Genomic DNA, 26,512 nt, shown 5'->3' with positions numbered 1-26,512 from the left:
ATGTACAAGGGTAAGTATATAAGTCCCAGAGACGATAGGAAAGGATTATTTGCCTTTGTTTAGTATGTCAGCACAAAGACAATGAAACATGCAATATGATGGACGAAAGGAAGTTTTTATTATGATCCATGATAGGCTCGGACAAACTGTATTAAGTTATCGTAAGAAAAATAATATGACAATTCGGGAATTTGCTGATTATGCAGGGATTAGTACTTCACTAATTAGTCAAATTGAACGAGGATATGCGAATCCTTCCTTAAGTGTATTGGAATTAATTGCGAAAGCATTAAATGTACCGCTATTTACACTTTTTATTAATGAGATTGATACAGATTCACTCATTTCTAAGAAAAAAGATCGAAAAAAAGTATATCGGGAAAACAATGATCACATTGTATATGATGTATTAACACCTGATTTTATGAAAGCACGTATTGAAATGTTAATAATGGATTTAAATAAACAAGCAAACACAACGGAAAGTCATTACTCACATGAAGATAAGGAAGAGCTTGCTGTTGTTATGAAAGGAGAAGTGTATGTGGAGTTAGAAGGAAAAGAATATTTTTTAGAAGAAGGAGATGTTGTACGTATTCCGCCAAATGTGAAACATCGCTTTTTGAATAAAAGTGATGAATCCAATCATATCTTATTTGTATTGACGCCATCGTTAGGATGAGTATTAAGTGATTTTTATTACGGGGGAAAAATAGATGGAAAATAAAACTGTTTTAAGAGATGGCCTTTCAATTATTTCTCAATGTAAAAAACAAACAAATGATATTTGGCATGCGCATTTCGGAGCAGCTGCAATTGCTAGTTATTTTTTCATGAAAGATAACAATATGGAAGAAGAGATAACTCGTAGTATGTATTCTCAAACAAAAATGATGTTGAACAATCAAAAACTAGTTGGAATAATTGATAGTAAAGAAGAAATTGATTTTCAAAGTGCTGAAAAAATGATTATAAAATCATTGGAACATACAATTGATGAACTTCATTGGGTCGGGCATAATGTCATTTATGCTGCATTAAGTTTATTAGCTATGAAAGAGTTACAAAAATGGGGTGATAATCAAGCAATTGAAGGGATTACTAACCTTATATTATCGTTTCGAAAAACAATTCCTGGTAGATCGTGGATTGGTTTTACGACGAAAGAAGTAAAACAATTAAGTATAAAAGATGAGATAGAAAGTGAATTCAAAAATCCGAAACAATTATCTAAGTTTATTTTAAACGAGCTCTCGCAATTTAATATTATTTATAGAGCGGAATCGCATCATGATTTAATTGGTCATTTACTTACTTTTTCTCATGCAATTAATATTATGTATGACTTAGGGCATATAGATATATTCCATCGAGCGATACGGCCACTGTTAAAACTAGTATACGTGTTACGTGCTAGCCAAAATCTTATGCCGAATACTGAAATTAACTTGCACACACCTATAGATTGTTTACCTTTAATCGAATCAAAACGTGCTCATGTATTACCAACAGAAAATCAATTTTGGCTAAAAGACTATAGTGCGTTTGATTGGGATTTTGGGCATGTTTTTAAATTCTCATATAGTTATTTTGACCATATAAAGAGAGCTCCAGAATATAAAGATATTACATTAGAGAAATTCCGATTTGTTATTCATACGTAATGAAGTCTAATGATCTGTATAAAAGGTTAAATTTTAAATTTTTTGTTGATAGTATATTATTTTTATATTTGTAAGATTTTACATGCTTATTTTACTTTTACTAATTATGTAAATAGGCTATACTAAAATACATATATTTTAGTATTGGAGAGAGAAGTAAAACGACATGGAATTAGTAAAATTGGAAAAAGCAATTGAAATAAAGAAAGAAGAACTTCTATATTTAGTATCGGATTACGGAATTCAACATGAAAAAGTATTGGCATTAAGTCAAGAAATAGACAAATTGATTAATTACTTTATGTTTTTAAAATAAAAAGAACTATGGCATGATTTGAAAATGTTATAGTTCTTTTTTATTTGGAAATTAAGATATATATTCTATATACTAATAATGGATAGAATATTCTGTTTTGTAGGAGGGGGATATATGATATTACATACGTACATTTCAGGCGAAGGGGAACCAATTATGCTTTTACACTCTGGTGGTATGACAGGTTTAGTAGAGTATGAAGAGCAGGTAGCATTTTTTCGAGAAAAAAACTATCAAGTCATTCGTCCAGATTTAAGAGGACATGGAAGATCAAGGGGGACATTGGAGAATTATTTCCTACGTTCTGTAAAGGATTTACATGATACGTTAGTACATTTACAAATTGATAGATGTCATATAGCTGGTGTTTCACTAGGAGGATTAGTCGCTTTATTATTTGCAAAAAAATATCCAGATAAAGTGAGAACATTAACTTTTTCAGGTATTTTTCCGGTTAAGAGAGAAAATTGGGAAGAGTCTCAAGAGTATGAAGCAAAGTGTCATCAGCAATTGATGGAAAATAAAGAAGTTGTAACGTATATGAATGAAATTCATGAGAAAAGTGACTGGAAAGCATTGCTTGAATCGTGGCAAGTTAAAGATTGGTACCCCTTTGATGAAACTGGCAATGTAGCTAATCTTCAAGTACCTACACTTTGTATTGCTGGGGGAGATTCAGAAGATGAAGTTACAGCTGCTACAACGTTTAAACAATTAAACGACAATATACATATTGCTGTTATTCCGTTTGCTGGTCATTTAGTACACAATGATCAACCGGAAATATATTCGAATATATTGTCTAATTTCTTACAGAATGCACAAGCTGCTAGTCGAATATAAGGACTTTTGGGTATAATAGTAAAGGAATTATTAATTGTATCGGTTAGGAGCGCAGCACATATGAAAACGGTTGTTGTTATCGGTGGAGGTATAACGGGACTTTCTACTATGTTTTATTTAGAAAAATTAAAAAAGGATAATAATATTGATTTAAATTTAATCCTTGTAGAAAAAGAAGAGTACTTAGGTGGTAAAATCCATAGTGTAGAAGAAAAGGATTTTATTATGGAATCAGGAGCGGATTCCATCGTTGCTCGTAATGAACATGTTATGCCGCTTGTAAAAGATTTGAATTTAGAAGAACAAATGGTATATAACGAAACGGGTATTTCTTACATATATTCTAATAATACTTTACACCCAATTCCTTCTGACACTATATTTGGGATACCGATGAGTGTGGAGTCGTTGTTTAGCAGTACGCTAGTATCAACGAAAGGGAAAATTGTTGCTTTAAAAGATTTTATAACGAAAAATAAAGAGTTTACAAAAGATACTTCGCTTGCTGTATTTTTAGAAAGTTTTTTAGGGAAAGAGTTAGTGGAAAAACAAATTGCCCCGGTGCTTTCAGGAGTATATTCCGGTAAATTAAATGAGCTTACTATGGCATCGACATTACCGTATTTACTGGATTATAAAAATAAATATGGAAGTATTATTAAAGGTTTTGAAGAGAATAAAAAACAGTTTCAATCAGCAGGAAACAAAAAGTTCGTATCATTTAAAGGTGGACTATCTACGATTATTGATCGTTTAGAAGAAGTGCTGACTGAGACAGTTGTTAAGAAAGGTGCTATAACGACAGCTGTAAAAAAACAAGGTGATCTCTATGAAATCTCCTTTGCAAATCATGAATTAATCCAAGCTGATTATGTTGTTTTAGCAGCTCCGCATGATATCGCACAAACTTTATTACAGTCTAATGAGTTAAACGAGCAGTTTCATACATTTAAAAACTCATCTCTTATAAGTATTTACTTAGGATTTGACATACTAGATGAACAATTACCGGCGGACGGCACAGGATTTATCGTAACGGAAAACAGTGATTTACATTGTGATGCTTGTACATGGACAAGCCGGAAGTGGAAGCATACATCGGGAAAACAAAAGCTTTTAGTAAGAATGTTTTATAAGAGTACAAATCCGGTGTATGAAACGATTAAAAATTATTGTGAAGAAGAGTTAGTACGAGTCGCTTTATATGATATTGAAAAGAGTCTCGGAATTAAAGGGAAACCAGAAGTAGTTGAAGTTACAAATTGGAAAGATTTAATGCCGAAATATCATTTAGAACATAATCAAGCGGTTCAAACGTTACAAGGAAAAATGACAGATCTTTATCCTAATGTATACTTAGCTGGCGCTTCATATTATGGTGTCGGAATTGGTGCGTGTATTGGAAATGGAAAGAACATTGCAAATGAAATAATTGCAACTTTAAAGGAACCATCAAAATAGAATACATATAAATAAAACGTCCCTCCAGTATATTGGAGGGACGTTTTATTTATTTCACTTGAATTGAGATTTTTTTATTAGTTGTATTATTCTCAGTAATCGTTAATGTTATGTTCCCGGATTCTTTAAATGAATAGGATGAGAGTTGATAAAGCTCTTTTATGCCATGTTTCTCTTTTAATTTATTGGCTGGAAGTGATGTTATGTTCGGTTTCCATAATTCTTGTTTACCTGAAGGGTATTTTACTATTATTTCTGGATTATTTAATTGCATTGTTTCCCAAGAGGCAAAATGTAGTTCAACTTCTGTATCTTTCTTTAGTAACTCTTCTGAGAAATATCCAAGCTCCCCAACATTACCGAAAACAGTAAAGTTTTGATTTTGTAACGTAATATCTAAATGTTTAGGTTGATATGTTGCTGCGTGATAAATTCCATATGAAAGCGAAAGAGTCGCAGCGATTAAAATACCGATTGAAAATGTTTTAAAGCTATTGCCTTTAAAATTAGTCATCATGAATGAATTTGGGGCGAACTTTTTTGCAAATAAAAATATGAGTAATATGAGTAAGAGGGATAAGCCGATGAATATATACATAGAACATTTACACCTCCACAGTAAATTTTTAACTATATTTTACCATAAATGTATGGAGGAGGGTGTTGTTTTAGAAGAGAAAAGTGAGCATGGAATTGAAATTATAAGACGGAGTGTTGAAAATGAAAATAATACAATTAACTTTTATAAATGAAGGTAAGAGCAGGGAATGTGATTGTATCCTTTTGTTAATGAGTTAGATACACTACTTAGAGAAACTGGTTTTTTAAGTGTAAACTGGAGACAAACAGCTCCATGTCATTGGGCATTAGTTGCATATAAATAGAGCATAAAGAGGTGATCATAGTATTTTGATCACCTCTTTATTTTTTCTAATCATGCAAAAGCGAGAAGGGTTATTTTTAGTTCGTATTGAATTAAGAGGATAAGCTTCTCTAGAAATATTTGATAAATGGGACATTGAGGACTTTCCTAATTATAAATACTTTTTCTGCTATAATGAATGAGTAGAAAGAAAGGAGTGATCCTGTGGCGTTTCCTATATTAGAAACAGAACGTTTGCGTTTAGTTGAAATAGAACAATCTTATTGTCAAAAAATATATGAAATCTTTTCATTGGATGAAGTAACGTGTTATTACGGTATGAATTCTTTTACGGAGTTTGGACAAGCTTCACGTATGATTGAATCTTTTTCAAAAAATTACTTTGAGAAAAAGGCAATACGATGGGGGATTGTATTAAAAGAAACAAATACTTTAGTGGGTACAATTGGATTAAATAATTTACAACTATGGAGTAAACGATCTGAAATTGGATATGACTTACATCCTCGTTATTGGGGGAATGGTTATGCATCAGAAGCGGCTCGAGAAATTATTCATTATGGATTTCGAGATTTAGGCTTATTTAGAATTGGAGCTATTACATACCCTGAAAATGTTACTTCTTGTAAAATGTTATCTAAAATAGGCTTTCATAAGGAAGGGTTATTACGTGGATATATTCATCAAGGAAATAAGCAACATGATGCACTATTGTATTCTATAGTTCGAACGGATGTAGAGGATATAAATTTATAATAAAAAACCCCTCTTATAAAAGAGGGGTTAAGTAAAAATTAACCTATTTTAGGTAATAAACGTTCTCCGCTTTTCATGCTACTTTTACATAAAGGGCATTTAGGCTCTTCTTCAAATGAAAAGTTCTTTCTCATCCATCCTAAACAATCCTCTGATTCACATTCCCAGACAGGGGTTTGTTCTGGTGGTACTTCAGCTACATCGTTCTTTCGATTGCGATACATATAACCACTCCTTTTATGTAAAAAATTTTAGTTATATATTAAAAAGGTTGTTAACCGAGCTGGTAACAACCTTTTTATTGTTTGAATTATAGCTTTACAACGTTTTTAGCTTGAGGTCCACGGTTACCGTCTTCAACTTCGAAGCTAACTTCTTGACCTTCGTCAAGAGACTTGAAGCCGTCGCCAGTGATAGCTGAGAAGTGAACGAATACGTCGTTACCGTCTGCAACTTCGATGAAACCGAAACCTTTTTCGCTGTTAAACCATTTTACTTTACCTGTTAATGTCATGGTAATGCCTCCTAAAATTTAAAAAGATTACAATATGATCGGCCTTATTTGAATGAAAAATAAAAGTTCACATATTATCAAAGACCCATAAGGAGTACAAAATAATCCTGATTGATACTTGATAATATGCAAAGGAAATATGGTGTTAAATTGACCTTAATTACTATCTTACAACAAATGGTGGGAAATAGCAAGTGCTGGTAATACCAGTGAATAATCTTGGTGATAATAGTAAAACGCACAAAGTCATCTCTTTTATTTATATATTATTCCAAATTTAGGTTTATGCTAAACAGAGAAAATTTTTATTGAAAGTTTGTATTAGAGAAACGATATATAGTATTGATATATTTGTTATGGAGGCGAGAATATTGCAATTTACTCAATTTAAAATAATTGAAGCAGCTAAAGAAGGAAGAAAAAAAGTTCATCCAATATTCGCTGTTATACTCGCAATTGTATTTTTAACTTTAGGTGAATTGTTCATGTTATTTATGTTGTTTTTACCGAAAGCAGAAACACTTTTAATGAAGGCAATTTATAGTGATATTGAGATGGTACTGACGTTTGGCGGAGCTGTATTTTTTGTTTTTTTATGGGTTAGATTTGTAGAGAAAAGATCAATTTCATCCATTGGTTTTTGGAGAAATCAGTGGATAAGAAAATATTTGAGAGGTGCATTATTAGGGTTTGTTTTCATTTCAATACCAGTCATGCTACTTTTATTAACAGGAATTATACAACTACAAATGCAACAAATTACGCCAACCGCTATAATTGGAATTGTGGGATCTTTAGTTGCTTTTTTAATACAAGGTGCAACAGAAGAAATTGTAGTTCGAGGTTGGTTATTTCCGGTCCTTTCTGTTAGAAGTCGTATATGGATTGGGATTGTTGTGACTTCTTTTTTATTTGGTTTTCTTCATTTACTAAATCCAGGTATTACAATTCTTTCAATATCCAATATAATATTAGTTGGTGTATTTGCAGCTTTTTACGCTTTGAAAGACAGTAGTCTTTGGGGGATATGCGCGTGGCATTCGTTGTGGAATTGGGCACAGTTTAATATTTATGGTTTTGCAGTTAGTGGAATGGAAATGTATTCTACACCACTTTTTAAACCTGTAACAAAAGGATCGGAAGTCCTTCATGGGGGCTCGTTCGGAATTGAGGGGAGTATCATTACAACAATCATGCTTTCTGTCGCTTCAATTGTTTTATGGAGACAGTTATGGGGGAGAAAAGAGAAACAACGAGATTTAAGTTAATGAAAGTGGGAGAAACTATGGGGATTATAGCGTTTGAGGGAGCGAGCGCGGTTGGTAAGAGTAGCACGTGTCGTGAATTAGAAAAAAATTATGGTGCGTATATTATACCTGAAGTGAATTTTTTATTTGAAAGACCAGAAAATGAACATAGAACTTGGTATTTTGAAAAACAAGTAGAGCGCTGGAAAATAGCATTGCAGAAGTCAGAGCAATATGAATTAGTAATACTTGATGGTGATATTTATCAACCACTTAGTTATAATTGGTGTTTCCATTTTGATATATTTAATCAGCCGTTATCTTTAATAGAAAACTTTTATAAAGAAAAGCTGATACATAGGGAAATTGGTTTTCCCGATCAATATTTTTATTTATATACGAATGATGAAGAACTTAGAAAACGGAAAGAATCTGACGAGACAAAAAGAAGAAGAAACTTTGAAAAACACTTACATATATCAAAATCGTTTCAACATTATTATGAAAATTTAAATGCTATTACAGACGGGTATTGCAAAATGATTGATGCGAAAAGTGTAAAATCGAATGAATTAGAAATTGTGAAAAGTTTAAACGGTTTAAATGTGTGTGAAGAGAGACGTTTTGATGTTTCGAGGTTAGATGCGATTACGAAGTGGTTAAAAGAACATCGTGCATAAAAACAACGAGTGCCTTATAAGGTACTCGTTGTTTTTTTATGTATTATATATTGATTTTAAAATTTGTAAGTTTGCTTTTTCATTTTTCTTAATAGCATTTGTATATTTAGCTAGAAAAAGCTGAGAAGGATAAACGGGTAGTTCACCACAAATATCGATACCATAGACATCTTTATTCCCAATAAGAGAGTGAATACATTTTAATAGTGTAGAAAGTTTCATATGTCCTTGATCCCAATTTGTAATAGTTACTTTTGAATCTAAAACATCTTTATCAATGCTTACATATATAGTCTCTGTATGAATATGCGAAAGTATTGTATGTGCAGAAACGTCATTAGATATATCTATCGGGAATACTTCTACACATGAATAATCATTAGAATGAATGGTTAAAGAAGAAGGTCCAATAATAATTACTTTCTTTAATTTTGGGTTATTTTGAAGAGCGAATGATACCCAAGATCCGCAAGAAATAAGAGTATGTTCATTTTCTTCTTTTAAGTTCATGTCAGTGTGATGATCAAATAAAATAAGGCTAAATGGTTCATCTATTTCTTTTAGTAGCAAATAAGATACATAATGATAATTTCCAGAACCGATAAAGGTAATTCCTCTTTGCTTTCTACGATATAACTCCCGTTTTATACGCTTTAAAGAAGGAGTCTCGCAATACAGGTTTGCGTGCTCTAAATGACTAAAATCAATATCTTCATGTGAATAAGAATGAAGTTTATTTTGTAATAAATATGTATCATCAAAGTTTAAAAAAGTTAAACCGCTATACAATAAACTCATATTTATTCATCTCCTTTATATGTAGGCTAGCATATATTTTTGTGAATTTAAAACGAAATGCTTAGAGGTGGATTTGCATTTGAAATAGATGGGTTATTTTTACAGAATAATCTTTCAATTTATAAAAGAAAGAAATATAATATAAGGAAATGTATATGTGGTTCAAGAAATAGAAAATACGAAATGGGATATGTGGGAGGAAACAAGCAAGATGAAAACATTATTTAAAATAATAGGTATTATAGCTGGTATGGCGGTAATCGGCGTAGGTTTAACATATGGTATGCTGTATTATCTAAATAATAGTAAACCAGCTGCGAAAAAGGCATCACCAGCTGCTCCGGCAGCAGAAGTACTAGCTGATAGTAATGTAAAAGCTGAAGATGCAAAGCTTTTAGAAAATGGCAATCATTCACTACAGAATAGCGGTTTTAATAAAAATTTTAAATGGACAGATGAGAACATACAGACAGCATTACATGAAATGGCACATCAAAAAACGAAAGCTGATCAAAAGTGGGGCTATATTTTTATCACACAAGAACGAATTGAAAGTTTACTTGATATTGTAAAGAGTAATGATCTAGTACAAGGAAATACATATGCAGATATTTTAGAGAGATGGAAACAAGGAAAATATGAAAAGATGGAAGCGGATCACAACAAGATTTGGAAATTGCAAAGCGGGAATTTAGGTGAAGGAAAAGGGGTAATGTCAGAAGCGGAACAAAAAGAGTTAATTAATCAAGTGTTTATGCAAAAAGGTACATATTCGGGTAGTCAATTAATTGCAGGTGGGGGACAGACTAATAAATAAGATAACATTGGAAGAGAGTAAGTGCTTATTAGGCAGTTACTCTTTTTTGTGTGCACCTTTTAGTCTCGCTCTAGTAAGGAAAGAAACGATTGTAAAACGGGTGAAATCCATCTAGATTTATGATAGATTACATGGCTTTGAATAACTGTTGGAGTTTCAATAGGCTGAAAACAGAGTTGCTCTTTTTCGCAACTTTCTTTTACAACGATGTAAGGAAGAATCGAAATTCCTAACTCACACATGACAGATTGTTTAATGACTTCAACATTGGAAGTTTCAAATGTTTTCTCTGGAATATTTCTGCTTTGACGTAAAAACCGATCTACCATCGGTCTATAGCCGCAGCTTTGTTCTGTAAAGATAAATTGAGTATCATTTAGTAAACAAAATGGATTAGAGTGTGTAGAGTAATGTGGAGGTAAAATCCATCCAAATGCTTCATTACAAAAAGTACGCGTAATAAAATCATTATGTTCCATACTTTCTCCAATTATGAAAATAACATCTGATTCTCCTTCATGTAGCTTATTCATTGCTTGTTCGTTTGTAGTTGTTTCCAGTACGATATTTACTTTCGGATTCTCCTGTTTGTACATACGTAATAATTGTGGTAATCGGTACACTGCTAATGATTCGTTAGATGTAATCGTTAATGTTCCCTCTAAATCATCACTATTTTGAGGGATTTCTTGCGCTTTTTCATAAATAGCTAGTAATTCTAGAGCATAAGGATGAAATTGATGACCTGCTTTTGTAAGAAGTACTTTTTTCCCTAATCGATCGAAAAGAGGGAGATGTAAATCGTTTTCTAATGCTTTCATATGCGCTGTTACAGTAGATTGCGCATAACCTAACGCACGAGCAGCTTTAGAAAAACCACCATATTTAACAATTGCACAAAATGTTTTAACGTGTCTCATTTCCATCAGTTATCCCTCTTTTATTATCATGATTTGTGAATGATTATATCACGTATTTCAATTTTCCAAATGGTTAAATTCTTTATAAAATGAAATTGTAGAAATATTCATTTAAGTGATATTGGGGGAGAAAAGATGATCAAAAAGGGCTATCATGTAGCTGTAGTTGGGGCTACAGGTGCAGTAGGACAGAAAATTATTGAACTGTTAGAGAAAGAAACTCAATTTAATATAGTTGAAGTTACATTGCTTTCGTCAAAACGATCCGCTGGTAAAGTAGTGCGATTTAAAGGACGGGAGATAATAATAAAAGAGGTAAAAACAACTAGCTTTGAAAGTGTAGATATTGCCTTTTTTAGCGCTGGAGGAGAAGTTTCTAGACAATTTGTCAATCACGCAGTCTCTAGTGGTGCTATCGTAATTGATAACACGAGTGAATACCGAATGGCACATGATGTACCGCTCGTTGTTCCAGAAGTAAATGCGCATACTTTAAAGAAGCATAAAGGGATCATTGCAGTTCCGAATTGTTCAGCATTACAGATGGTGACGGCACTTCAACCAATTCGAAAAGCATTCGGATTGGAACGAATTATTGTTTCCACATACCAAGCTGTGTCAGGTTCAGGAATTCATGCGATTCATGAATTAGAAGAACAGGCAAAGTCAATGCTTGCAGGTGAAGAGGTCAAGAGTACTATACTGCCAGCAAAAAAAGATAAAAAACATTATCCAATTGCGTTTAATGTACTTCCGCAAGTAGATACATTCACAGATAATGATTTTACGTTTGAAGAAGTAAAGATGATTCAAGAGACGAAGAAAATTTTGGAGGATCAAGACTTGAAAATGGCAGCTACTTGTGTGCGTGTTCCGGTCGTATCCGGGCACTCAGAATCGGTTTATATAGAACTTGAAAAAGAAGCAACTGTTGCAAAAATAAGAGAAGTGTTGCTGGATGCACCAGGTGTTATACTGCAAGATAATCCTCGTGAACAGCTGTACCCAATGCCATTATATGCAGAAGGGAAAATAGATACATTTGTCGGGAGAATTAGAAAAGACCCTGATACACCAAAAGGATTCCATCTTTGGATCGTTTCCGATAATTTATTAAAAGGGGCTGCTTGGAACTCGGTTCAAATTGTAGAAACGTTGGTGGAGGAAGGGATTATTTAGTATAGATCAAAACTAGGGAACTGTTTATGACTACAGTTTCCTAGTTTTTATTTTATAATTGTTTTTTTATTCTAGCCAGATTTGATTTGAAAGGTAGTAAAAAACATCAAGAATGAATAAAATTCATTTGGTATGATATGGATATATTCAATGTGAGGAGGAATTAGATGTACCAAGTAAAAGGCTACTTTTCATCATTAAAAGGAAGTCATTATGATATTGGAAAGCAACAAGGAGAGTTTGTGAAAAATCATCCGTATCTCATTCCACAATTTATACAGCAAGAACATTTAGTATCAGATAATTATTGGACAGAATCTAGAAATATATTACATCAATATTGTCCTGGAATTAATGAAGAAATTGAAGGGTTTTGTGAAGTGTTGGATATTCCTTCCAGAAATATGATGTATTATTATCAAACACTATTAAAAGCAGGATGTAGTCATTGTGTCGTATTACCTAAAAAGACAGATTCAAAGCACACATATGTATTAAGAAATTATGATTTGTCACCAGAAATAGATGATATGCGTTTTTGCTCTACACATGTTGAAGGCGCGTATGCCCATAGTGGATTTTCTAATTTTTATTTTGGTCGAACTGAAGGTGTTAATGAGCATGGGTTAGCTGTTACATTTTCAGCATGTGGTCAACCAGTAGGAAATATTGAAGGCTTACGAAAGCCAGTGTTAAATGGTTTACAATGTTTTGCGGTAATTCGAGTAGTATTGGAGAAATGTAAAAATGTGCAGGAGGCGATATCACTAGTTGATGAAATGCCAATTGCAAGTAATATTAATCTAATTGTAGCAGATTCTTTAGACGCAGCGCGTATTGAAATATTTGACGGTTTTAAATCAATTACTACAATTGATGAGGAAAGCCAAGATTTTATCGTATCAACAAACCATGCGATCAGTTTATCTGTTCAAAAATTGAATAATAGAAGATTAGAACAATCTACAAACAGATATCAAACATTGTATGAACATTTAAACCGAAATGAACAAGTGAGCATGGATTCTTTAAAAGGATTAGTAGAAAGAGAGTATCCTACTGGGCTGACAGTACATAATTATGAAGAATGGTTTGGAACTTTGCATTCTGTCTTATTTGATTTGCATAATTGTACAATGAATATTTGCTTCGGATCTCCACTATTCAACGATTGGTACTCATTGAAAGTTGGAGAAAGCCTGTCCTTTTCTGAGGTGAATGTGAAATTTAATAATAAAACGTATACTGACTTTTGGAGAGAAGAACGCTATTAATTGATTCAAGAAGAATAAATGAGATGAAATGGTAATAACAAGGTGTATATACGGGAGGAATTGCCATTGTTAAAAGTTATGTTACCGATTGTTCTTATTTTATTTGTTGCCGTTTCAATGTATATTACTTATGAAAAAAGAAAAAAAGCAGGGGTAAAAGGATTGAAGAGTGCGTTAACTTCAATTTGTTTCTTTACACTAGCAATCTTAAATTTGGTTGCATATTGGTTTAACTTTGGCGGGATTTTTATTTGGTTCATTTCAATTGTTTTATTGCTAGTTGGGGCATATTTTACGAAATATATTCCAATATCTAAAAAGGTACATTGAAATTTATATGAGTTTACATGTTATGTTTTATAATGTTGTGAAAAGAGATTATTCTACTAGGTCGTTGTGAAGCGGTTTTATAGGATAATCTCTTTTGTTCCTTTAGCTTTGTAAAGAACGTACTGTTCTTTTTAGTTGCTCAATAAATTCTCGAGTTGCAGCACACATATATTTATCTTTTCTATAAATAAGCCCAATTTCTATTGTTGGAGTAGGATGCTCTATTTTAATAGCTTGAATGTTTTTATTTTGTAAAAAGTCTATATACGGTTTTGGTAACACTGTAATTCCCATTCCTTTTGAAACCATTTGGATTAAAGATTCCATCGTACTAATTTCTAAAATTGGTTTTGGTTTAAAGTTAAATTTTTGACAATGAGATGTAATTAGTTCGGTTAAAAAGAAATTTTTAGGTAAAAGAATTAAAGGGTAGTTCTGTAATTCAGCAATAGATACATGATTACGTTCAGTTAATTGATGACCGGTTGGTACGACTAATGTAAGTTCACTTTTGTATAGAGGGGTAGAAATAATCTCTTTATCTTGCACCGGGAGAAATGTAATGCCAATATCTAGTTCGTTTTGTAATAATTTTTCACGAATATCTCCTGTGCGAAGCCCTAATACAGAAAGCTCTATATTGGGATATGAATGATTAAAATTTAATATAGCTGGTGGTAGTAAATAATTTACGACGGTTAACAAAGAGCCTATTGTTAAGGAACCTTGCTGTAATCCGTTTAAATCTTGAATTGCAGAACGAGCTTGTTCGACTTCATGAAAAATGGTTTTACTATGTAATAATAAAATCCGTCCTGCATCAGTTAAAGATATTTTTTTACCGATACGATCGAAAAGCGGCATTCCTACTTCATGTTCTAATGCACGTATTTGCTGACTTAGAGAAGGTTGTGAAATATTTAATTTCTCAGCTGCTTTTGTGAAATGCAATTCTTTTGAAACAGCTAAAAAATATTCAAGTTGTCGTAATTCGATTGGGATCACCTCAAGTTTAATGATAGGTTATACCTATCATTATTATATAAATAATTGGATTGAACAATGATTTTTCGGGTTTTATAATGAACTTTATATAACAGAGATAGTTGTGAAAATAAATCGAGAGAGAAAATTATGTGACACCTTTAAAGGAGGAAAAAGAATGGCTAATGGATATCAATTATTATCTTTAAATATAGGGTTACCAAAAGAGGTTACATACGGGGGGAAGGTAATTCATACAGGTATAAATAAGAAGCAAGTAAGGGAACCGGTGTTTTTATCCTTTTTAAAATTTAATGGAGATGGCCAGGCGGATTTAGTACATCATGGCGGAGTAGATAAAGCGGTATGCGTATATTCGGGAGAACATTATGGATATTGGGAAAAAGAGTTGAATCAAGATCTTGTATATGGAGCATTCGGAGAAAACATTACAATTAGTGGTCTGTGTGAAGAGGATGTATGTATTGGTGATACATTTCAAATTGGAGAAGCAATTGTACAAGTAACACAGCCAAGACAACCTTGTTTTAAATTAGCTAAGAAATACAATATTCCAAAGTTACCACTTTATTTTCAAGAAACAGGATATACAGGATTTTATTTTCGTGTATTAAAAGAAGGATGGGTATCACCTGTTGATACGTTAAAGTTACTGAAGTCTAATCCGAAAGGTGTAACAGTAGCATTTGCTAATCATATCATGCATAAGGAAAAACAAAATATGGAAGGGCTAAAAAGGATCTTAGAAGTACACGAACTTTCTACTAGTTGGAGAAATACGTTTGAAAAGCGAATGAGAGGAGAAGAAATTAATACGAAGGAAAGACTAGAAGGAAAAAAATAATAATAAATATTTTTTTATAAATGGTGCATTTCTATTAGTAAAAACGAAGTAGATAGCACTATTTTTATATAATAAACTTATTAATATTCAAAAATCTTAATATTTTTTTATTCGACTTATTTTCGAATAGTCAAAACATAAAATAAATTAGACTTTTTTTTTATATTTTATGATAGTATATTGATTGGTAAGACCTATTATTTTAAGAGCAGGTTCTACAACTACATCTAATTTGATGGAATTAACGTATGGAGGGACAACATGGGGAATGTTGAAAATTTTGAAAAACTTCTTTTAGAAGAACCGAAAAGAGAGCAGTTATTTCCTTTATTTGAAGAAGTGTTTGGGATTACAACTCAAACATTAAATGATTTTTCGGAGAAAGGATATTGGGACAATACATATAAGGCTGTATCATTTTTACAGGATGATAAAGTGATTGCAAATGTTGCGGCATTTTCGTTACCATTGCTAGTAAATGGTGAAAGAATAAATGCAGTGGGAATTCAATCGGTAATGACACACCCTAATTTTCGTAGACAAGGACTCATGACACAATTAATGAGTAAAATGATAGTAGAAATCGATAAGAAATGTGAATGTACTTTATTGTTTACGGAAATACCTGAACTATATGCATCATTTGGGTTTAAAGTTGTGCAGGAGTATTTGATGACTATTTCATATGATAAAAAGAATAATAATGATTCCTTACTTAGAAAGTTAGATTATTATATGGAAGAGGATAGAAAGTTAATACATGAAACTATTGATAGTAGCCAAAGACTTTCAAATAATTTTTCAACATTAAACTTCCGCCCTTCGTTTTATTTGAATATGTATGACTTGGAATGGAATGAGAAATTGTATTATTCAGAGAAACTAGATGCTCTTATTGTGTATGAAATAGATAATGAAAAGTTGAAATTATATGGAGTGTTTGCGCCAGTAATTCCAGTTTTAGATGAAATATGCAGGGAAATCGCTGAAAGATTTACAGAAATCGAATTTTATTTCTCTCCAGATCAATTAGGGATTGAAGATGTACAGTTTACAGAATTACAGTCTAGTAAGTATTTAATGGTGCGAAGTAATAAAGAGTTAGATTTTAAAGGATATAAGTTCCCAGTATTAACAGAGTTCTAATTGTTTATATAGATATTTTTGATGGGGAGGATATAAGTATAAATACTATTTAAATAGGTTTATACATGTGAAGTCCACCTAAGAAAATGAATTTGAGATTAAATTTTGCAGTTGAACAAATATAGATAAAAAACCGTATTCTTTCTATTTAAGAATACGGTTTTTCTAATTGCGTAATATAAAGCACATTTATTGACCCGAAAGTCATAAATGCTTATCATTTAATAATGTTAAATATTAATTTACATAATATAATAGGAATAAGAAAGAAATTACAAACTACATCGCTTAAATAAGGAGGGATATGAATTATTCAGTGGTAATTTCATGGGAAAAGGAGATTATGTATGAAATCATTTCGCAAGTTATTACAGTATTTAAAACCATACATGTTCTTCGCTATAATTGGACCGCTATTTATGGTACTTGAGGTTGCGATGGACTTAATTCAACCGACTATTATGCAACATATTATTGATGTTGGGATAGCAAATCGTGATTTGAATTATGTAATAAAAATGGGGCTTCTTATGATAGGAGCTGCAGCACTCGGTTTAGTTGGAGGACTTGGGTGTATGATGTATTCTACAAAAGCAGCTGTTAATTTCGCTACAGACATACGAAAAGATGTATTTGCGAAAGTAGAAACATTTTCTAGTGAAAATCGTGATTCATTTGGAACTGGGAAATTATTAACGATTGTGACAAATGATATTACTTCTATTCAATCAGCGATGACGATGACATTACGTGTACTTGTTCGTGGTCCTTTGTTATTTATCGGAAGTATAATAATTGTTTTTGTAACAGCACGCGAGTTATTTCCTATATTACTTGTGGTTGTTCCAATTTTATTACTTGCGATTATATTCATTGCAAGTAAAGCGAGCGGAACGTTCAAAAAAGTGCAAGAAGCATTAGATAAAGTGAATACAAAGCTACAAGAAAATTTATCTGGAGTACGTGTTATTAAAGCGTATGTAAGACAGAAATATGAAATTACTCAGTTTGGAAATGTTAATACAAATTTAACGAAGATAAATATTCGAGCGGTGCAGCTTATTTCCATAATGATGCCAATCATTATGCTAGTTGTAAGCGGCGGGATTGTCGCAACATTATGGATTGGTGGAGAAAAAGTATTTGATGGAACGCTTCAAGTAGGAGCTATTTTAGCGTTTATAAACTATTTGAATATTATTTTAATGTCACTTATGTCTATAAGTATGGTATTTATGCAAATCGCGCGAGCATTTCCATCTGCGGATCGTGTACAGCAAGTTTTAAATACTGAGGTTGATATTATGAGTGAAACAAATGCGTTTGTACCTAAGCAAATTGGGGGACAAATTGACTTTAAAAATGTTAGTTATAGTTACACGAAAAATAATGAATATGTTTTAAAAGATATTTCATTTAACATATGTAAAGGTGAAAAAGTAGGAATTATCGGTTCTACAGGAAGTGGTAAATCCACTTTAGCAAAACTGTTACCGCGTTTATACGATGTTGATCAAGGGGAAGTATGCATTGATGGAATAAATGTTAGAGCATACGATTTACAAAAACTTCGTGCTTCAATCGGGTTTGTACCTCAAAAGGCATTATTGTTTTCAGGTAGCATAGAAGAGAACTTACGTTATGGTAAAGAAGATGCAACGAATGACGAACTGGAAGTAGCGGCTTCATCAGCTTGTGCGACTGAGTTTATTAACAAGTTGGAAGATTCATATCAATATCATTTAACACAAGGTGCGACGAATTTATCAGGTGGACAAAAACAACGTGTATCCATTGCAAGGGCACTTGTGAGAAAGCCATCCATTCTTATATTAGATGATTCTACATCAGCAGTTGATGCGAAATCAGAATCTAACATTCAATCGGCATTAAGAACAGAATATAAAGGAACAACAACATTATTAATCGCCTCTAAAATCTCATCTATAATAGATGCTGATAAAATTCTCGTTTTAGATAACGGTGAATTAGTTGGTGATGGTACACATGAAGAATTGTTAGAACAATGTGAGGTATATCAAGAAATCTATCTTTCCCAAGGTGGCAATTTACATAAAGAAGGTGGGAAAGAACATGCGTAATCTTCAAGGGCAATTTGCTAATAAAGGTGGGCGTAACGCGCCTAAAATGGGTGAAGCTAGAAACACTAAAGGAACTGTATTACGAGTATGGAACTATATGGGGTATCAAAAGGCTGCTCTTACGTTCGTTATATTTTTAGTATTTGTTACGACGTTACTTGGGCTATTAGGTCCGTATTTAATGGGAGTAATTATAGATCAATATATTGTACCGAAAGATTTAAGCGGTACGGCGAGAATGTGTTTGTTACTTATCGTGATTTACGGTGTAACAGTATTGTTAACTTGGCTACAAACATTTGTCATGGTTAACGTTGCATTAAAAACAATACAAAAAATACGACAAGATATTTTTGAGAAAATCCAAACGCTTTCTTTACGGTTCTTTGATGTACGTTCGCAAGGGGATTTAATGAGCCGTGTGACAAATGATATAGATAATTTGAATCAAGCGTTGACGCAAAGTGTTGTACAAATTATTTCATCTGCATTAACCTTTATAGGTGTAACAATTGCGATGTTCGCATTAGATTGGATTTTAGCGATTGTTACTTTAATTACAGTACCTATTATGTTTTTCGTTACAAAAAAACTAGTTGCTTATAGTGGTAAAAACTTTGCAAAGCGTCAAAAAGATTTAGGAGAATTAAATGGTTTTATTGAGGAAGCTATAACAGGAGCGGATGTTACAACATTATACGGGAAAGAAAAAGAAACCGTACTAAATTTCAATAAAATTAATGAACAACTAAGAATTTCAGCTACGAAGGCGGATACATTTTCAGCTTTTATTTTTCCAAGTATGAACTTTATAAATAACTTAGGTATGGGGCTTGTAATTGGGACTGGTTCAGTTATGGTTTTAAATGGAATGACAACAGTAGGTGTCATTGCGGCTTTTATTAATTATTCTCGTCAATTCTCAAGACCACTCAGTCAATTTGCAACTTTAATGAATACAATTCAATCGGCAGTTGCTGGTGGAGAACGTGTCTTTGAAATTATGGATGAAGTACCGGAAATTCAAAATAAAAAAGATGCATGCATTGTACAAAATTTACAAGGGCATGTTGCACTCGAGAATGTTTCATTTGGTTATGAGGAAAATAAATCGATTTTAAAAGAAGTGAGTCTTAAGGCACAGCCAGGGGAGACAATTGCTTTAGTTGGTCCAACTGGATCGGGCAAAACAACAATCATTAATTTGCTAACTCGCTTTTACGATATACAGCAAGGACAAATTCATATCGATGGAAAAAATATAAAAGATTATGATATGAATTCGTTGCGAAGCAAAATAGGAGTAGTTTTACAAGATACGTATTTATTTGCTGGGACGATTATGGATAATATTCGTTATGGTCGATTAGATGCTAGTGATGATGAAGTAATCAATGCAGCTAAGGCAGCATCTGCACATTCTTTTATTAAACATTTACCGAATCAATATGAAACAAAAATTGCTTCAGAAGGATCGAATTTAAGTCAAGGACAAAAGCAACTTCTTGCGATTGCGCGGGCGATTTTAGCAGATGCAGATATATTAATTCTTGATGAAGCGACATCTAATATTGATACGAGAACAGAATTACAAATACAAGAAGGACTAAACAATTTAATGAGAGGTCGAACAAGTTTCGTAATCGCTCATCGACTGAAAACGATTGAAAAAGCAGATCAAATCCTTGTTATAAAAGATGGAAGTATTTTGGAAAGAGGGAATCATGAATCTCTTATGAAAGATAGAGGGTTTTACTTTGATCTGTATACGAGTCAGTTTAAAATTTAATAAAAACTTTAATATGATGCGGTTTCTCTAGGAAAGAGAAACCGTATTTTTATATTTGTAAACATTATTATCCAAATAGTTGTTCACTAAATGTTTTAACTGCGTATTCTTGCATCCAAGGTAAAACATTCGTAAGGTTATGAAAAAATCTTTATGACCCATTCGTTCACTTGTAATTTTTGGATGTGCAAATTGTTCAGAAAAAGTGTTGCATGATTATGACGTAAACTATGAAATCGAAGTTTTTGTATTTAATAGTGAAATAATTGAACTTTGATTATACAACGGCAGTGGAACAAATAGAGCGAATGAAGACAACCTTAATGAGTGTTTCACGTTATATTTATACGTTTTAATGATTTAATAAATAATACAATTTGAATTTTATTAAAAAAAGACACTGTTTCCAGTGCCCCAATTTACTACGAGAGTTTTATGAGGAAACTTAAATAGGTGAATTTAAGTTTCTCTATAATATATGAGACTACAATTAGAAAATCACTTATTTGTTAAAGGGGTTAATGGGTAATTGTATGTGCTAAAATCTTTATTAAAAATATCCTGTACTAATTGGATAGTTTCATGATCATAAAAACTATCGTATGTTGGGAGGCGTGGGAATAAAGGATCGGTAATATCAGCATCTGCAAAATCACCTCTAAAAATCGCTCTGTCCTTCTGATGATGCCATGATTTGGTTAGTATGTGTAAAGGAGAAGTTTTTAATTGATATGTTTGTTCTAAGTGCGCAATTTCAGTAGAGAAATTTTCAAGGTAGATATACTTTGTAACAAACTCCTCCTCAGCTGGTTCATATTGCTGCATTAAATGTGGATCTACTTGTTCTAAATCTTTCATTTGCGCTTTTAAATAGTAGAGAAAGATTTTAAATGAAATAGGCTTATTACAAAATTCATTACCATAATAAAAATTCCGAATAGGATTCCATGCTGGGTTTTCTATGTGAGGCGGGGCAATTAGTGAGAAGAATGAACTTACAGCTCTTGTATAGGGGTTTCTCACTAATTTATAGGAATCTTTTCCGTTTGTATATAAAGCCGCAGCTAGTTCAATAAAGTAGTCGGAGGAGTTTTTGTATATTTCATTTTCATAATTATGGATGAAGGAATCGTATTTTATGGCTTGTTTAAATAAATTTATTTGATAAAAAAACCAATGTGCAAGTGAAGTACAGCCACTTTTCTGACTCCAAAATAAAATCAAAGGGAAGGTAGAGTTAAAGTGCGGAACGCGTCCGTATTTAATAATATTTGCAAAAGACATAGTTAGCCTCCATTCAGTTATGTCAATTATTTTTAATTTATGAATAAACAACTAGGCATATGAACAAGAGAAGAGGATTAGAATAGATAATTTAATAACAATATAACTTTAAAATGAAAGCGTTATCTTATAGGGATATGAAAAGAGCACACAAAAAATGTGTACTCATAACAATCTAAATTATTTTAAGGACCATGATATATCATCAAGGACTTTATAAATATAACTATACATGCGGTAAAAGAGATACTTTGGATTGTATTATTGTTTCCAATTTATAGTGATCACCTCTCGTTAGCAAAAACTAGCAACTTCAGTGACAGGTGGAAGAAACAATTTACGTGGTATTGTAATAATCTCAAGAGCCATCTGAGCTGAATAGAGAAGTATTGGAGTTAACTCTAAAGCGTGAGTTAATAATAATATAAAGCTTGTTAGGATTGCAAAGCTCCCCCAAAAGAAACTTTTTGAAATGTTACGGAAATCTTTTATTAAGGAAAAGAAAGAAACAAATGCTGTAACAAAGAGAATCAAAAATTTATATTTATCAGTCATTAAATCCCTCCTAAAGTACAGTAGCTTATATTATAACGTGTTTTTATGTATTATAATAAAAAGATTTCGAAATGAATAGTTTAAAAAAGTAAATGCCGCAACTTAATATATTAGTTGTGGATTTTTGTTTTTGTATTCTTTGTTTTAGAAAATAGATAATCTAGAATTAAAAATTTAAAAATAGATTAGTGCCCTTATTATTGTTTGCTGGAGCTTTACTGGATATTTGACCGGACAATAAGACGAGCTTTGAATATATTAATAAAAAAGGGGATGTTGAACAATGGCTAGATATAGTTTACATGGAGGTCACAATAGTATTGTACAGGGTGCGAATTATGGGAATCGGAAAGAACACATTATGGATCGCCAAGTTAAGGATGCAGTTGTTGCTAAATTAAGAGCATTAGGGCATACAGTTTATGATGATACTGATGAAGTAGGGACAACACAAGCACAAAATTTAAATAACATTGTATCAAAAACAAACTCACATGATGTAGACTTAGTAGTTTCATTTCATTTAAACTCTTATGATACGAAAGCTAATGGTGTTGAAGTTTTGTACTATGACCAACAAGCTTTATCAGCAAAGATAGCAGCGCAACTTTCAAAAGATATTGGCTGGTCAAATCGTGGTGCGAAGGAACGAAAAGACCTTTATGTGTTATCGAAGACGAAAGCACCTGCAATCTTAATCGAACTTGGATTTATTGATAATGAAGCAGATATGGCAAAATGGAATCCAGATAAGATTGCAAATTCAATTGTGTATGCATTAACTGGGCAATCTGGTGGGACAACTCCGCCATCTAAAAAAAATATCATTCAATCAGGAGCTTTTTCACCGTATGAAACCCCCGATGTAATGGGAGCATTAACGTCACTAAAAATGACAGCTAACTTCATCTTACAATCGGATGGTCTAACATATTTTATCTCTGAACCAACTTCAGATGCGCAACTTAAAGGAATGACGGATTACCTTGATCGTAAAGGCTGGTGGTATGAAGTTAAGTAAAGATTTTAGTTTAGTGGAACAGAATATTTAAAAATCAATAGTCAAAAAAGAGGATTACTTATAATGAGTAATCCTCTTTTTATTTTATCTCGTATGAATAAGAGTAGATATAGAAGATTACCGCCTTAAAATTAAATAAGTAATGCATGTAAGGGGGAGATTCATTGGGCATCTTAGCAATATTTTTAAAACATACTTTTAAAAAGAAAAGAAATTTAGAACTTGAATTTAATTGACTACAATTGAAATAGCACTGAAAACTAATAAAACAGCCATAATGATGTTAAATGATTTCGTATGCTTTAATAAAAGCTTTTGGAACATGGAACCAAATAAGCTCCAACTAAATGTACTCATTAACCCGACTACACCTAGAAATAATGAGAAAAGTAGAAAACTTGAATATGAATTATAGTAAGGGAGAATAAAAGTTGATACTACAGTCAGCCCGAATAGTATCCCTTTAGGATTAACAAATTGAAGAAAAATCCCCACTGTGAATAAGTTTTTATTATGTTTTTCATCGGGATCGGTACTAGTTTTACTAGTGAGTATTTTAAAAGCTAAATATAGCATATATGCTACACCTAAAATTTTTAAAGGGAATTCTATTATGGGTAGGATATTAATTAGTACAATATTAAAGAAGCTACATAAGGAAGTGAGGATGAAAAACCCGAAAGCTACTCCAAAACAAAATTGCATACTCCTTTTTAAACCGTGTTGATTGGCGTATGTCATAGCTAAAAAATTGTTAGGTCCGGGTGTGAAGCTACTTATAAAAACAAATAACAAAAAAGAAAATATAGGCATTTCAATACCCCCTAATTATTTGGCGTGTGTTATAATGACCGAAAAGAACAATATAACGTGTGCTTTTTATTATACATAACGGTCGTTATATTGTATATAGTGTAGGAGTGTTTCTTATGGAAGAAATTCAACTTATTTTAGCAAAAAATTTAAAAACAATACGTGAAAAAGAGAAAATGAGTTTAGAAAAGGTCTCTCAATTAACGGGTGTGAGTAAAACGATGATTGGACAAATTGAACGAGGAGAGTCAAGTCCAACATTAACAACGATATGGAAAATTGCTAATGGTTTAAAAGTGTCTTTTACTTCTTTAATCAATAATCCGCAACCAGATACGAAAGTTGTTTTACGAAATGATGTTCAAGTATTATCAGAAGACAATGGGAGATATAAAGTGTATCCTTCTTTTCCTTTTCAAGATGATAGGAACTTTGAAATCTATACGGTTGAAATTGAAACAGAAGGAAAATTAAGTTCGGAAGGCCATAAAGAAGGGACCGAAGAATTTATAACGGTGTTTGAAGGGGAATTGATAATTGAAATAAATGATTGTCAATATACATTAAATAGCGGAGATGCAATTCGCTTTAAGGCGGATAGACCGCACTCTTATCATAATTCCGGAAGTACGCTAACTCGGTTAAGTATGACCATTTATTATCCAGCTGCATAAACTTACAATTGCATCAAGAATATAAAGAAATGTATGTTGATAAACCATCTATAAGAGATGGTTTTATTTTTTAAAATTCATAAAAAAAGACACTCGTTTGAGTGTCGACATAGTATTGCTCTCGCGTATAGGATTGGAGTATGTTTCTCAAATACGTTTTGAGATGGTTCGCATTTTGGGAAACTGTCTTCTTATTCAATGTAACATTGGCAGGGAGAAGTGTAAATTGATAATGTATATACGGAAAATTTAGTATAGATGGTTACTACTACGAATATAGTACAAATTGTTTTTATTGCTTAATCACTGTCGTGAAATTATTGAAATATTATTAGCTTTAGGAATGACGTAATAGTTACTACTTTAGCAGCTAAGAATGTTTATTATAAAAAAGAATGAATCATTTATTAATCGATTCGTATAATTGTTAAAGAGGCACCTGTTGAACCACCTCCAACTAAATTAACTATGGATAATACGCCGAATAGTTGAAGGGAAATTGTATTACCAGCAATTAAATTGGTTATTAAATTATTATTATAATTTGAAGTTGATAGTGCGGGTGAAAAAATAGATCCGGGAAGTGGAGTCGAAGAGTTTAATAGTAGCCTTGTACCAGCAAGTAGAGAAGTTGTTGTATTAATTTGATAGGTTAAATAATATCTTCCAGTAACAGGAATTGTATATATATCATTTGTAGCGTTCACTGTAAAATTACCGAGACTTTGGTTATTAGAAAGTGGAATATTAGTTCCACCTAATATGACTGAGATGGGACCACCTAATGTATTATTAGCGAACATAGAGTTTGTTGTAATAATGGGTCCAGTAAAGCCTGTGGGTCCAGTAATGCCAGTAGGACCGGTAATACCTGTGGGCCCAGTAGGACCTGTAAGTCTGTATGGAAGAATAATTTCAAGAGCCAGTGATAATAGTTCTTTTTTTATTTTTTCATTCCTATTTTGAATATAAATCACCTCATTTTTAAATTAGAACGTAGCCGATTTAGTATTTTGAAATGGAACTATCATTTTATTATATTAATACTACTAGTTATAGCAACGGTAAAAAGTTTACTATATGTAAAAATCATTTGAGAATGAAAAAAGTAGTTATGGAATTCTTCTAAAATGATAGATGTATTATTTTGTTAAGTAGTAAACAAAAATGTGGAACGAGGTATTAAAGTGAAGCGAGATAATAAATTATCAATAAATAAAGCTATGATAAAACCTGAAAACATTGGACCTACGTTTCCGATTCTTCCCCCAATTTATATTCCAACGGGCCCAACGGGTTTAACGGGAATGACCGGTCCAACGGGTGCAACTGGTTTAACAGGATCACCGGGAGTAACAGGTCCAACTGGTTTAACGGGATCACCGGGAGTAACAGGTCCGACTGGTTTAACGGGATCACCGGGAGTAACAGGTGCAACTGGTTTAACAGGATCACCGGGAGTAACAGGCCCGAATGGTTTAACAGGCCCGAATGGTTTAACAGGATCGCCGGGAGTAACAGGTGCAACTGGTTTAACAGGATCACCGGGAGTAACAGGTGCAACTGGTTTAACAGGATCACCGGGAGTAACAGGCCC

General features: G+C 32.4%; 29 protein-coding genes. 19 read left to right on the top strand and 10 right to left on the bottom strand.

Annotation, left to right across the window (positions count from 1 at the left end; all coding sequences use genetic code 11):
• The first annotated feature begins 88 nt into the window (after positions 1–88).
• The 5 genes from MKO96_RS03000 (at position 89) to MKO96_RS02980 (ending at position 4,284) form a co-directional block, all read left to right on the top strand.
• The gene (locus tag MKO96_RS03000; protein ID WP_313897873.1) at positions 89–682 is read left to right on the top strand and encodes a helix-turn-helix domain-containing protein; all 594 of its coding nucleotides are present in this window, start codon (positions 89–91) and stop codon (positions 680–682) included.
• 34 nt (positions 683–716) lie between these two features.
• Positions 717–1,664: a hypothetical protein gene (locus MKO96_RS02995; RefSeq protein WP_087980398.1), complete on the top strand. Its 948-nt coding sequence runs from the start codon at positions 717–719 to the stop codon at positions 1,662–1,664.
• A gap of 166 nt (positions 1,665–1,830) precedes the next feature.
• On the top strand, positions 1,831–1,980 hold the full coding sequence (locus MKO96_RS02990; protein ID WP_000424360.1) for an aspartyl-phosphate phosphatase Spo0E family protein: 150 nt from the start codon (positions 1,831–1,833) through the stop codon (positions 1,978–1,980).
• Between the two features lie 114 nt (positions 1,981–2,094).
• Positions 2,095–2,823 (top strand): alpha/beta fold hydrolase, encoded by a 729-nt coding sequence (locus MKO96_RS02985; RefSeq protein WP_240586617.1) that lies wholly within the window; start codon positions 2,095–2,097, stop codon positions 2,821–2,823.
• A gap of 60 nt (positions 2,824–2,883) precedes the next feature.
• The gene (locus MKO96_RS02980) at positions 2,884–4,284 is read left to right on the top strand and encodes a protoporphyrinogen oxidase (protein ID WP_240586616.1); all 1,401 of its coding nucleotides are present in this window, start codon (positions 2,884–2,886) and stop codon (positions 4,282–4,284) included.
• Positions 4,285–4,333: 49 nt separating this feature from the next.
• On the opposite strand, the gene MKO96_RS02975 is transcribed toward MKO96_RS02980, so the two are convergent.
• Positions 4,334–4,882, bottom strand: coding sequence for a hypothetical protein (locus MKO96_RS02975; RefSeq protein WP_240586615.1), 549 nt, complete (start codon positions 4,880–4,882; stop codon positions 4,334–4,336).
• 489 nt (positions 4,883–5,371) lie between these two features.
• On the opposite strand from MKO96_RS02975, the gene MKO96_RS02970 reads away from it, so the two are divergent.
• Positions 5,372–5,923, top strand: coding sequence for a GNAT family N-acetyltransferase (locus tag MKO96_RS02970; protein ID WP_046954301.1), 552 nt, complete (start codon positions 5,372–5,374; stop codon positions 5,921–5,923).
• A gap of 38 nt (positions 5,924–5,961) precedes the next feature.
• Here MKO96_RS02970 and MKO96_RS02965 read toward each other — a convergent pair whose 3' ends face one another.
• Both MKO96_RS02965 and cspD read right to left on the bottom strand, forming a co-directional pair.
• A complete protein-coding gene (locus MKO96_RS02965) occupies positions 5,962–6,147 on the bottom strand; it encodes a cold-shock protein (RefSeq protein WP_000286202.1) in 186 nt (61 codons plus the stop codon).
• Positions 6,148–6,233: 86 nt separating this feature from the next.
• Complete coding sequence (cspD, locus tag MKO96_RS02960) at positions 6,234–6,437, bottom strand: cold-shock protein CspD (RefSeq protein ID WP_000176365.1); 204 nt, start codon at positions 6,435–6,437, stop codon at positions 6,234–6,236.
• Between the two features lie 371 nt (positions 6,438–6,808).
• Between cspD and MKO96_RS02955 the strand changes: the two genes are divergently transcribed.
• Both MKO96_RS02955 and MKO96_RS02950 read left to right on the top strand, forming a co-directional pair.
• Positions 6,809–7,705 (top strand): CPBP family intramembrane glutamic endopeptidase, encoded by an 897-nt coding sequence (locus tag MKO96_RS02955; protein ID WP_087980402.1) that lies wholly within the window; start codon positions 6,809–6,811, stop codon positions 7,703–7,705.
• 17 nt (positions 7,706–7,722) lie between these two features.
• Entirely contained in the window at positions 7,723–8,364 is a 642-nt protein-coding gene (locus MKO96_RS02950; RefSeq protein ID WP_240587377.1) for a nucleoside/nucleotide kinase family protein, read from the top strand.
• Positions 8,365–8,400: 36 nt separating this feature from the next.
• Here MKO96_RS02950 and MKO96_RS02945 read toward each other — a convergent pair whose 3' ends face one another.
• Positions 8,401–9,162 (bottom strand): arginase family protein, encoded by a 762-nt coding sequence (locus tag MKO96_RS02945; RefSeq protein WP_240586614.1) that lies wholly within the window; start codon positions 9,160–9,162, stop codon positions 8,401–8,403.
• Between the two features lie 211 nt (positions 9,163–9,373).
• On the opposite strand from MKO96_RS02945, the gene MKO96_RS02940 reads away from it, so the two are divergent.
• Complete coding sequence (locus tag MKO96_RS02940; RefSeq protein WP_240586613.1) at positions 9,374–9,979, top strand: PRK06770 family protein; 606 nt, start codon at positions 9,374–9,376, stop codon at positions 9,977–9,979.
• Between the two features lie 59 nt (positions 9,980–10,038).
• Here the strand turns inward: MKO96_RS02940 and MKO96_RS02935 are convergent, their stop codons facing one another.
• Complete coding sequence (locus MKO96_RS02935; protein WP_240586612.1) at positions 10,039–10,905, bottom strand: LysR family transcriptional regulator; 867 nt, start codon at positions 10,903–10,905, stop codon at positions 10,039–10,041.
• A gap of 129 nt (positions 10,906–11,034) precedes the next feature.
• On the opposite strand from MKO96_RS02935, the gene MKO96_RS02930 reads away from it, so the two are divergent.
• From MKO96_RS02930 to MKO96_RS02920, 3 genes are all read left to right on the top strand, one after another.
• Complete coding sequence (locus MKO96_RS02930) at positions 11,035–12,078, top strand: aspartate-semialdehyde dehydrogenase (protein ID WP_240586611.1); 1,044 nt, start codon at positions 11,035–11,037, stop codon at positions 12,076–12,078.
• A gap of 167 nt (positions 12,079–12,245) precedes the next feature.
• Positions 12,246–13,352, top strand: a complete 1,107-nt coding sequence (locus MKO96_RS02925; protein WP_240586610.1) for a C45 family autoproteolytic acyltransferase/hydrolase — start codon at positions 12,246–12,248, stop codon at positions 13,350–13,352.
• Between the two features lie 66 nt (positions 13,353–13,418).
• Positions 13,419–13,682 (top strand): hypothetical protein, encoded by a 264-nt coding sequence (locus MKO96_RS02920; RefSeq protein WP_140386750.1) that lies wholly within the window; start codon positions 13,419–13,421, stop codon positions 13,680–13,682.
• Positions 13,683–13,784: 102 nt separating this feature from the next.
• Here MKO96_RS02920 and MKO96_RS02915 read toward each other — a convergent pair whose 3' ends face one another.
• Positions 13,785–14,687, bottom strand: coding sequence for a LysR family transcriptional regulator (locus MKO96_RS02915; protein ID WP_240586609.1), 903 nt, complete (start codon positions 14,685–14,687; stop codon positions 13,785–13,787).
• 157 nt (positions 14,688–14,844) lie between these two features.
• Between MKO96_RS02915 and MKO96_RS02910 the strand changes: the two genes are divergently transcribed.
• The 4 genes from MKO96_RS02910 (at position 14,845) to MKO96_RS02895 (ending at position 20,568) form a co-directional block, all read left to right on the top strand.
• Positions 14,845–15,531, top strand: coding sequence for an MOSC domain-containing protein (locus MKO96_RS02910; protein ID WP_087980410.1), 687 nt, complete (start codon positions 14,845–14,847; stop codon positions 15,529–15,531).
• A 261-nt stretch (positions 15,532–15,792) separates the two neighbouring features.
• Positions 15,793–16,677, top strand: a complete 885-nt coding sequence (locus tag MKO96_RS02905) for a GNAT family N-acetyltransferase (protein WP_087980411.1) — start codon at positions 15,793–15,795, stop codon at positions 16,675–16,677.
• A gap of 347 nt (positions 16,678–17,024) precedes the next feature.
• Positions 17,025–18,779, top strand: a complete 1,755-nt coding sequence (locus MKO96_RS02900) for an ABC transporter ATP-binding protein (protein WP_240586608.1) — start codon at positions 17,025–17,027, stop codon at positions 18,777–18,779.
• Positions 18,772–20,568: an ABC transporter ATP-binding protein gene (locus tag MKO96_RS02895; RefSeq protein WP_240586607.1), complete on the top strand. Its 1,797-nt coding sequence runs from the start codon at positions 18,772–18,774 to the stop codon at positions 20,566–20,568. The genes MKO96_RS02900 and MKO96_RS02895 overlap by 8 nt, the downstream gene beginning before the upstream one ends.
• 498 nt (positions 20,569–21,066) lie before the next feature.
• On the opposite strand, the gene MKO96_RS02890 is transcribed toward MKO96_RS02895, so the two are convergent.
• Positions 21,067–21,852, bottom strand: coding sequence for a sulfotransferase family 2 domain-containing protein (locus tag MKO96_RS02890; protein ID WP_240586606.1), 786 nt, complete (start codon positions 21,850–21,852; stop codon positions 21,067–21,069).
• 294 nt (positions 21,853–22,146) lie between these two features.
• Positions 22,147–22,407: a hypothetical protein gene (locus MKO96_RS02885; protein WP_240586605.1), complete on the bottom strand. Its 261-nt coding sequence runs from the start codon at positions 22,405–22,407 to the stop codon at positions 22,147–22,149.
• Positions 22,408–22,690: 283 nt separating this feature from the next.
• On the opposite strand from MKO96_RS02885, the gene MKO96_RS02880 reads away from it, so the two are divergent.
• Entirely contained in the window at positions 22,691–23,428 is a 738-nt protein-coding gene (locus MKO96_RS02880; protein WP_240586604.1) for an N-acetylmuramoyl-L-alanine amidase, read from the top strand.
• A gap of 228 nt (positions 23,429–23,656) precedes the next feature.
• Here MKO96_RS02880 and MKO96_RS02875 read toward each other — a convergent pair whose 3' ends face one another.
• A complete protein-coding gene (locus MKO96_RS02875; RefSeq protein WP_088092364.1) occupies positions 23,657–24,241 on the bottom strand; it encodes a LysE family transporter in 585 nt (194 codons plus the stop codon).
• A gap of 59 nt (positions 24,242–24,300) precedes the next feature.
• On the opposite strand from MKO96_RS02875, the gene MKO96_RS02870 reads away from it, so the two are divergent.
• Positions 24,301–24,915 carry a helix-turn-helix domain-containing protein gene (locus MKO96_RS02870; RefSeq protein ID WP_097860314.1) on the top strand — a complete coding sequence of 205 codons (615 nt, stop codon included), beginning with the start codon at positions 24,301–24,303 and terminating at the stop codon, positions 24,913–24,915.
• 407 nt (positions 24,916–25,322) lie between these two features.
• Here the strand turns inward: MKO96_RS02870 and MKO96_RS02865 are convergent, their stop codons facing one another.
• A complete protein-coding gene (locus MKO96_RS02865) occupies positions 25,323–25,892 on the bottom strand; it encodes a BclA C-terminal domain-containing protein (RefSeq protein ID WP_240586603.1) in 570 nt (189 codons plus the stop codon).
• Positions 25,893–26,102: 210 nt separating this feature from the next.
• Between MKO96_RS02865 and MKO96_RS02860 the strand changes: the two genes are divergently transcribed.
• Positions 26,103–26,512: exosporium leader peptide-containing protein (locus MKO96_RS02860; protein ID WP_240586602.1), on the top strand; the 410-nt coding region annotated here is incomplete at its 3' end.

The organism is Bacillus sp. ES1-5 (assembly GCF_022487605.1).
Lineage (GTDB): Bacteria > Bacillota > Bacilli > Bacillales > Bacillaceae_G > Bacillus_A > Bacillus_A wiedmannii.
Note: the sequence above shows the minus strand (reverse complement) of the source record. Positions and strands in the feature narration are given on the sequence as shown.

Excerpts from the sequence above, each read along its gene's own strand:
- MKO96_RS03000 (WP_313897873.1), top strand. The coding sequence starts at position 89 with ATGCAATATGATGGACGAAAGGAAGTTTTTATTATGATCCATGATAGG.
- MKO96_RS02995 (WP_087980398.1), top strand. The coding sequence starts at position 717 with ATGGAAAATAAAACTGTTTTAAGAGATGGCCTTTCAATTATTTCTCAA.
- MKO96_RS02990 (WP_000424360.1), top strand. The coding sequence starts at position 1,831 with ATGGAATTAGTAAAATTGGAAAAAGCAATTGAAATAAAGAAAGAAGAA.
- MKO96_RS02985 (WP_240586617.1), top strand. The coding sequence starts at position 2,095 with ATGATATTACATACGTACATTTCAGGCGAAGGGGAACCAATTATGCTT.
- MKO96_RS02980 (WP_240586616.1), top strand. The coding sequence starts at position 2,884 with ATGAAAACGGTTGTTGTTATCGGTGGAGGTATAACGGGACTTTCTACT.
- MKO96_RS02975 (WP_240586615.1), bottom strand. The coding sequence starts at position 4,882 with ATGTATATATTCATCGGCTTATCCCTCTTACTCATATTACTCATATTT.
- MKO96_RS02965 (WP_000286202.1), bottom strand. The coding sequence starts at position 6,147 with ATGTATCGCAATCGAAAGAACGATGTAGCTGAAGTACCACCAGAACAA.
- cspD (WP_000176365.1), bottom strand. The coding sequence starts at position 6,437 with ATGACATTAACAGGTAAAGTAAAATGGTTTAACAGCGAAAAAGGTTTC.
- MKO96_RS02950 (WP_240587377.1), top strand. The coding sequence starts at position 7,723 with ATGGGGATTATAGCGTTTGAGGGAGCGAGCGCGGTTGGTAAGAGTAGC.
- MKO96_RS02945 (WP_240586614.1), bottom strand. The coding sequence starts at position 9,162 with ATGAGTTTATTGTATAGCGGTTTAACTTTTTTAAACTTTGATGATACA.
- MKO96_RS02940 (WP_240586613.1), top strand. The coding sequence starts at position 9,374 with ATGAAAACATTATTTAAAATAATAGGTATTATAGCTGGTATGGCGGTA.
- MKO96_RS02935 (WP_240586612.1), bottom strand. The coding sequence starts at position 10,905 with ATGGAAATGAGACACGTTAAAACATTTTGTGCAATTGTTAAATATGGT.
- MKO96_RS02930 (WP_240586611.1), top strand. The coding sequence starts at position 11,035 with ATGATCAAAAAGGGCTATCATGTAGCTGTAGTTGGGGCTACAGGTGCA.
- MKO96_RS02925 (WP_240586610.1), top strand. The coding sequence starts at position 12,246 with ATGTACCAAGTAAAAGGCTACTTTTCATCATTAAAAGGAAGTCATTAT.
- MKO96_RS02910 (WP_087980410.1), top strand. The coding sequence starts at position 14,845 with ATGGCTAATGGATATCAATTATTATCTTTAAATATAGGGTTACCAAAA.
- MKO96_RS02905 (WP_087980411.1), top strand. The coding sequence starts at position 15,793 with ATGGGGAATGTTGAAAATTTTGAAAAACTTCTTTTAGAAGAACCGAAA.
- MKO96_RS02900 (WP_240586608.1), top strand. The coding sequence starts at position 17,025 with ATGAAATCATTTCGCAAGTTATTACAGTATTTAAAACCATACATGTTC.
- MKO96_RS02895 (WP_240586607.1), top strand. The coding sequence starts at position 18,772 with ATGCGTAATCTTCAAGGGCAATTTGCTAATAAAGGTGGGCGTAACGCG.
- MKO96_RS02890 (WP_240586606.1), bottom strand. The coding sequence starts at position 21,852 with ATGTCTTTTGCAAATATTATTAAATACGGACGCGTTCCGCACTTTAAC.
- MKO96_RS02885 (WP_240586605.1), bottom strand. The coding sequence starts at position 22,407 with ATGACTGATAAATATAAATTTTTGATTCTCTTTGTTACAGCATTTGTT.
- MKO96_RS02880 (WP_240586604.1), top strand. The coding sequence starts at position 22,691 with ATGGCTAGATATAGTTTACATGGAGGTCACAATAGTATTGTACAGGGT.
- MKO96_RS02875 (WP_088092364.1), bottom strand. The coding sequence starts at position 24,241 with ATGCCTATATTTTCTTTTTTGTTATTTGTTTTTATAAGTAGCTTCACA.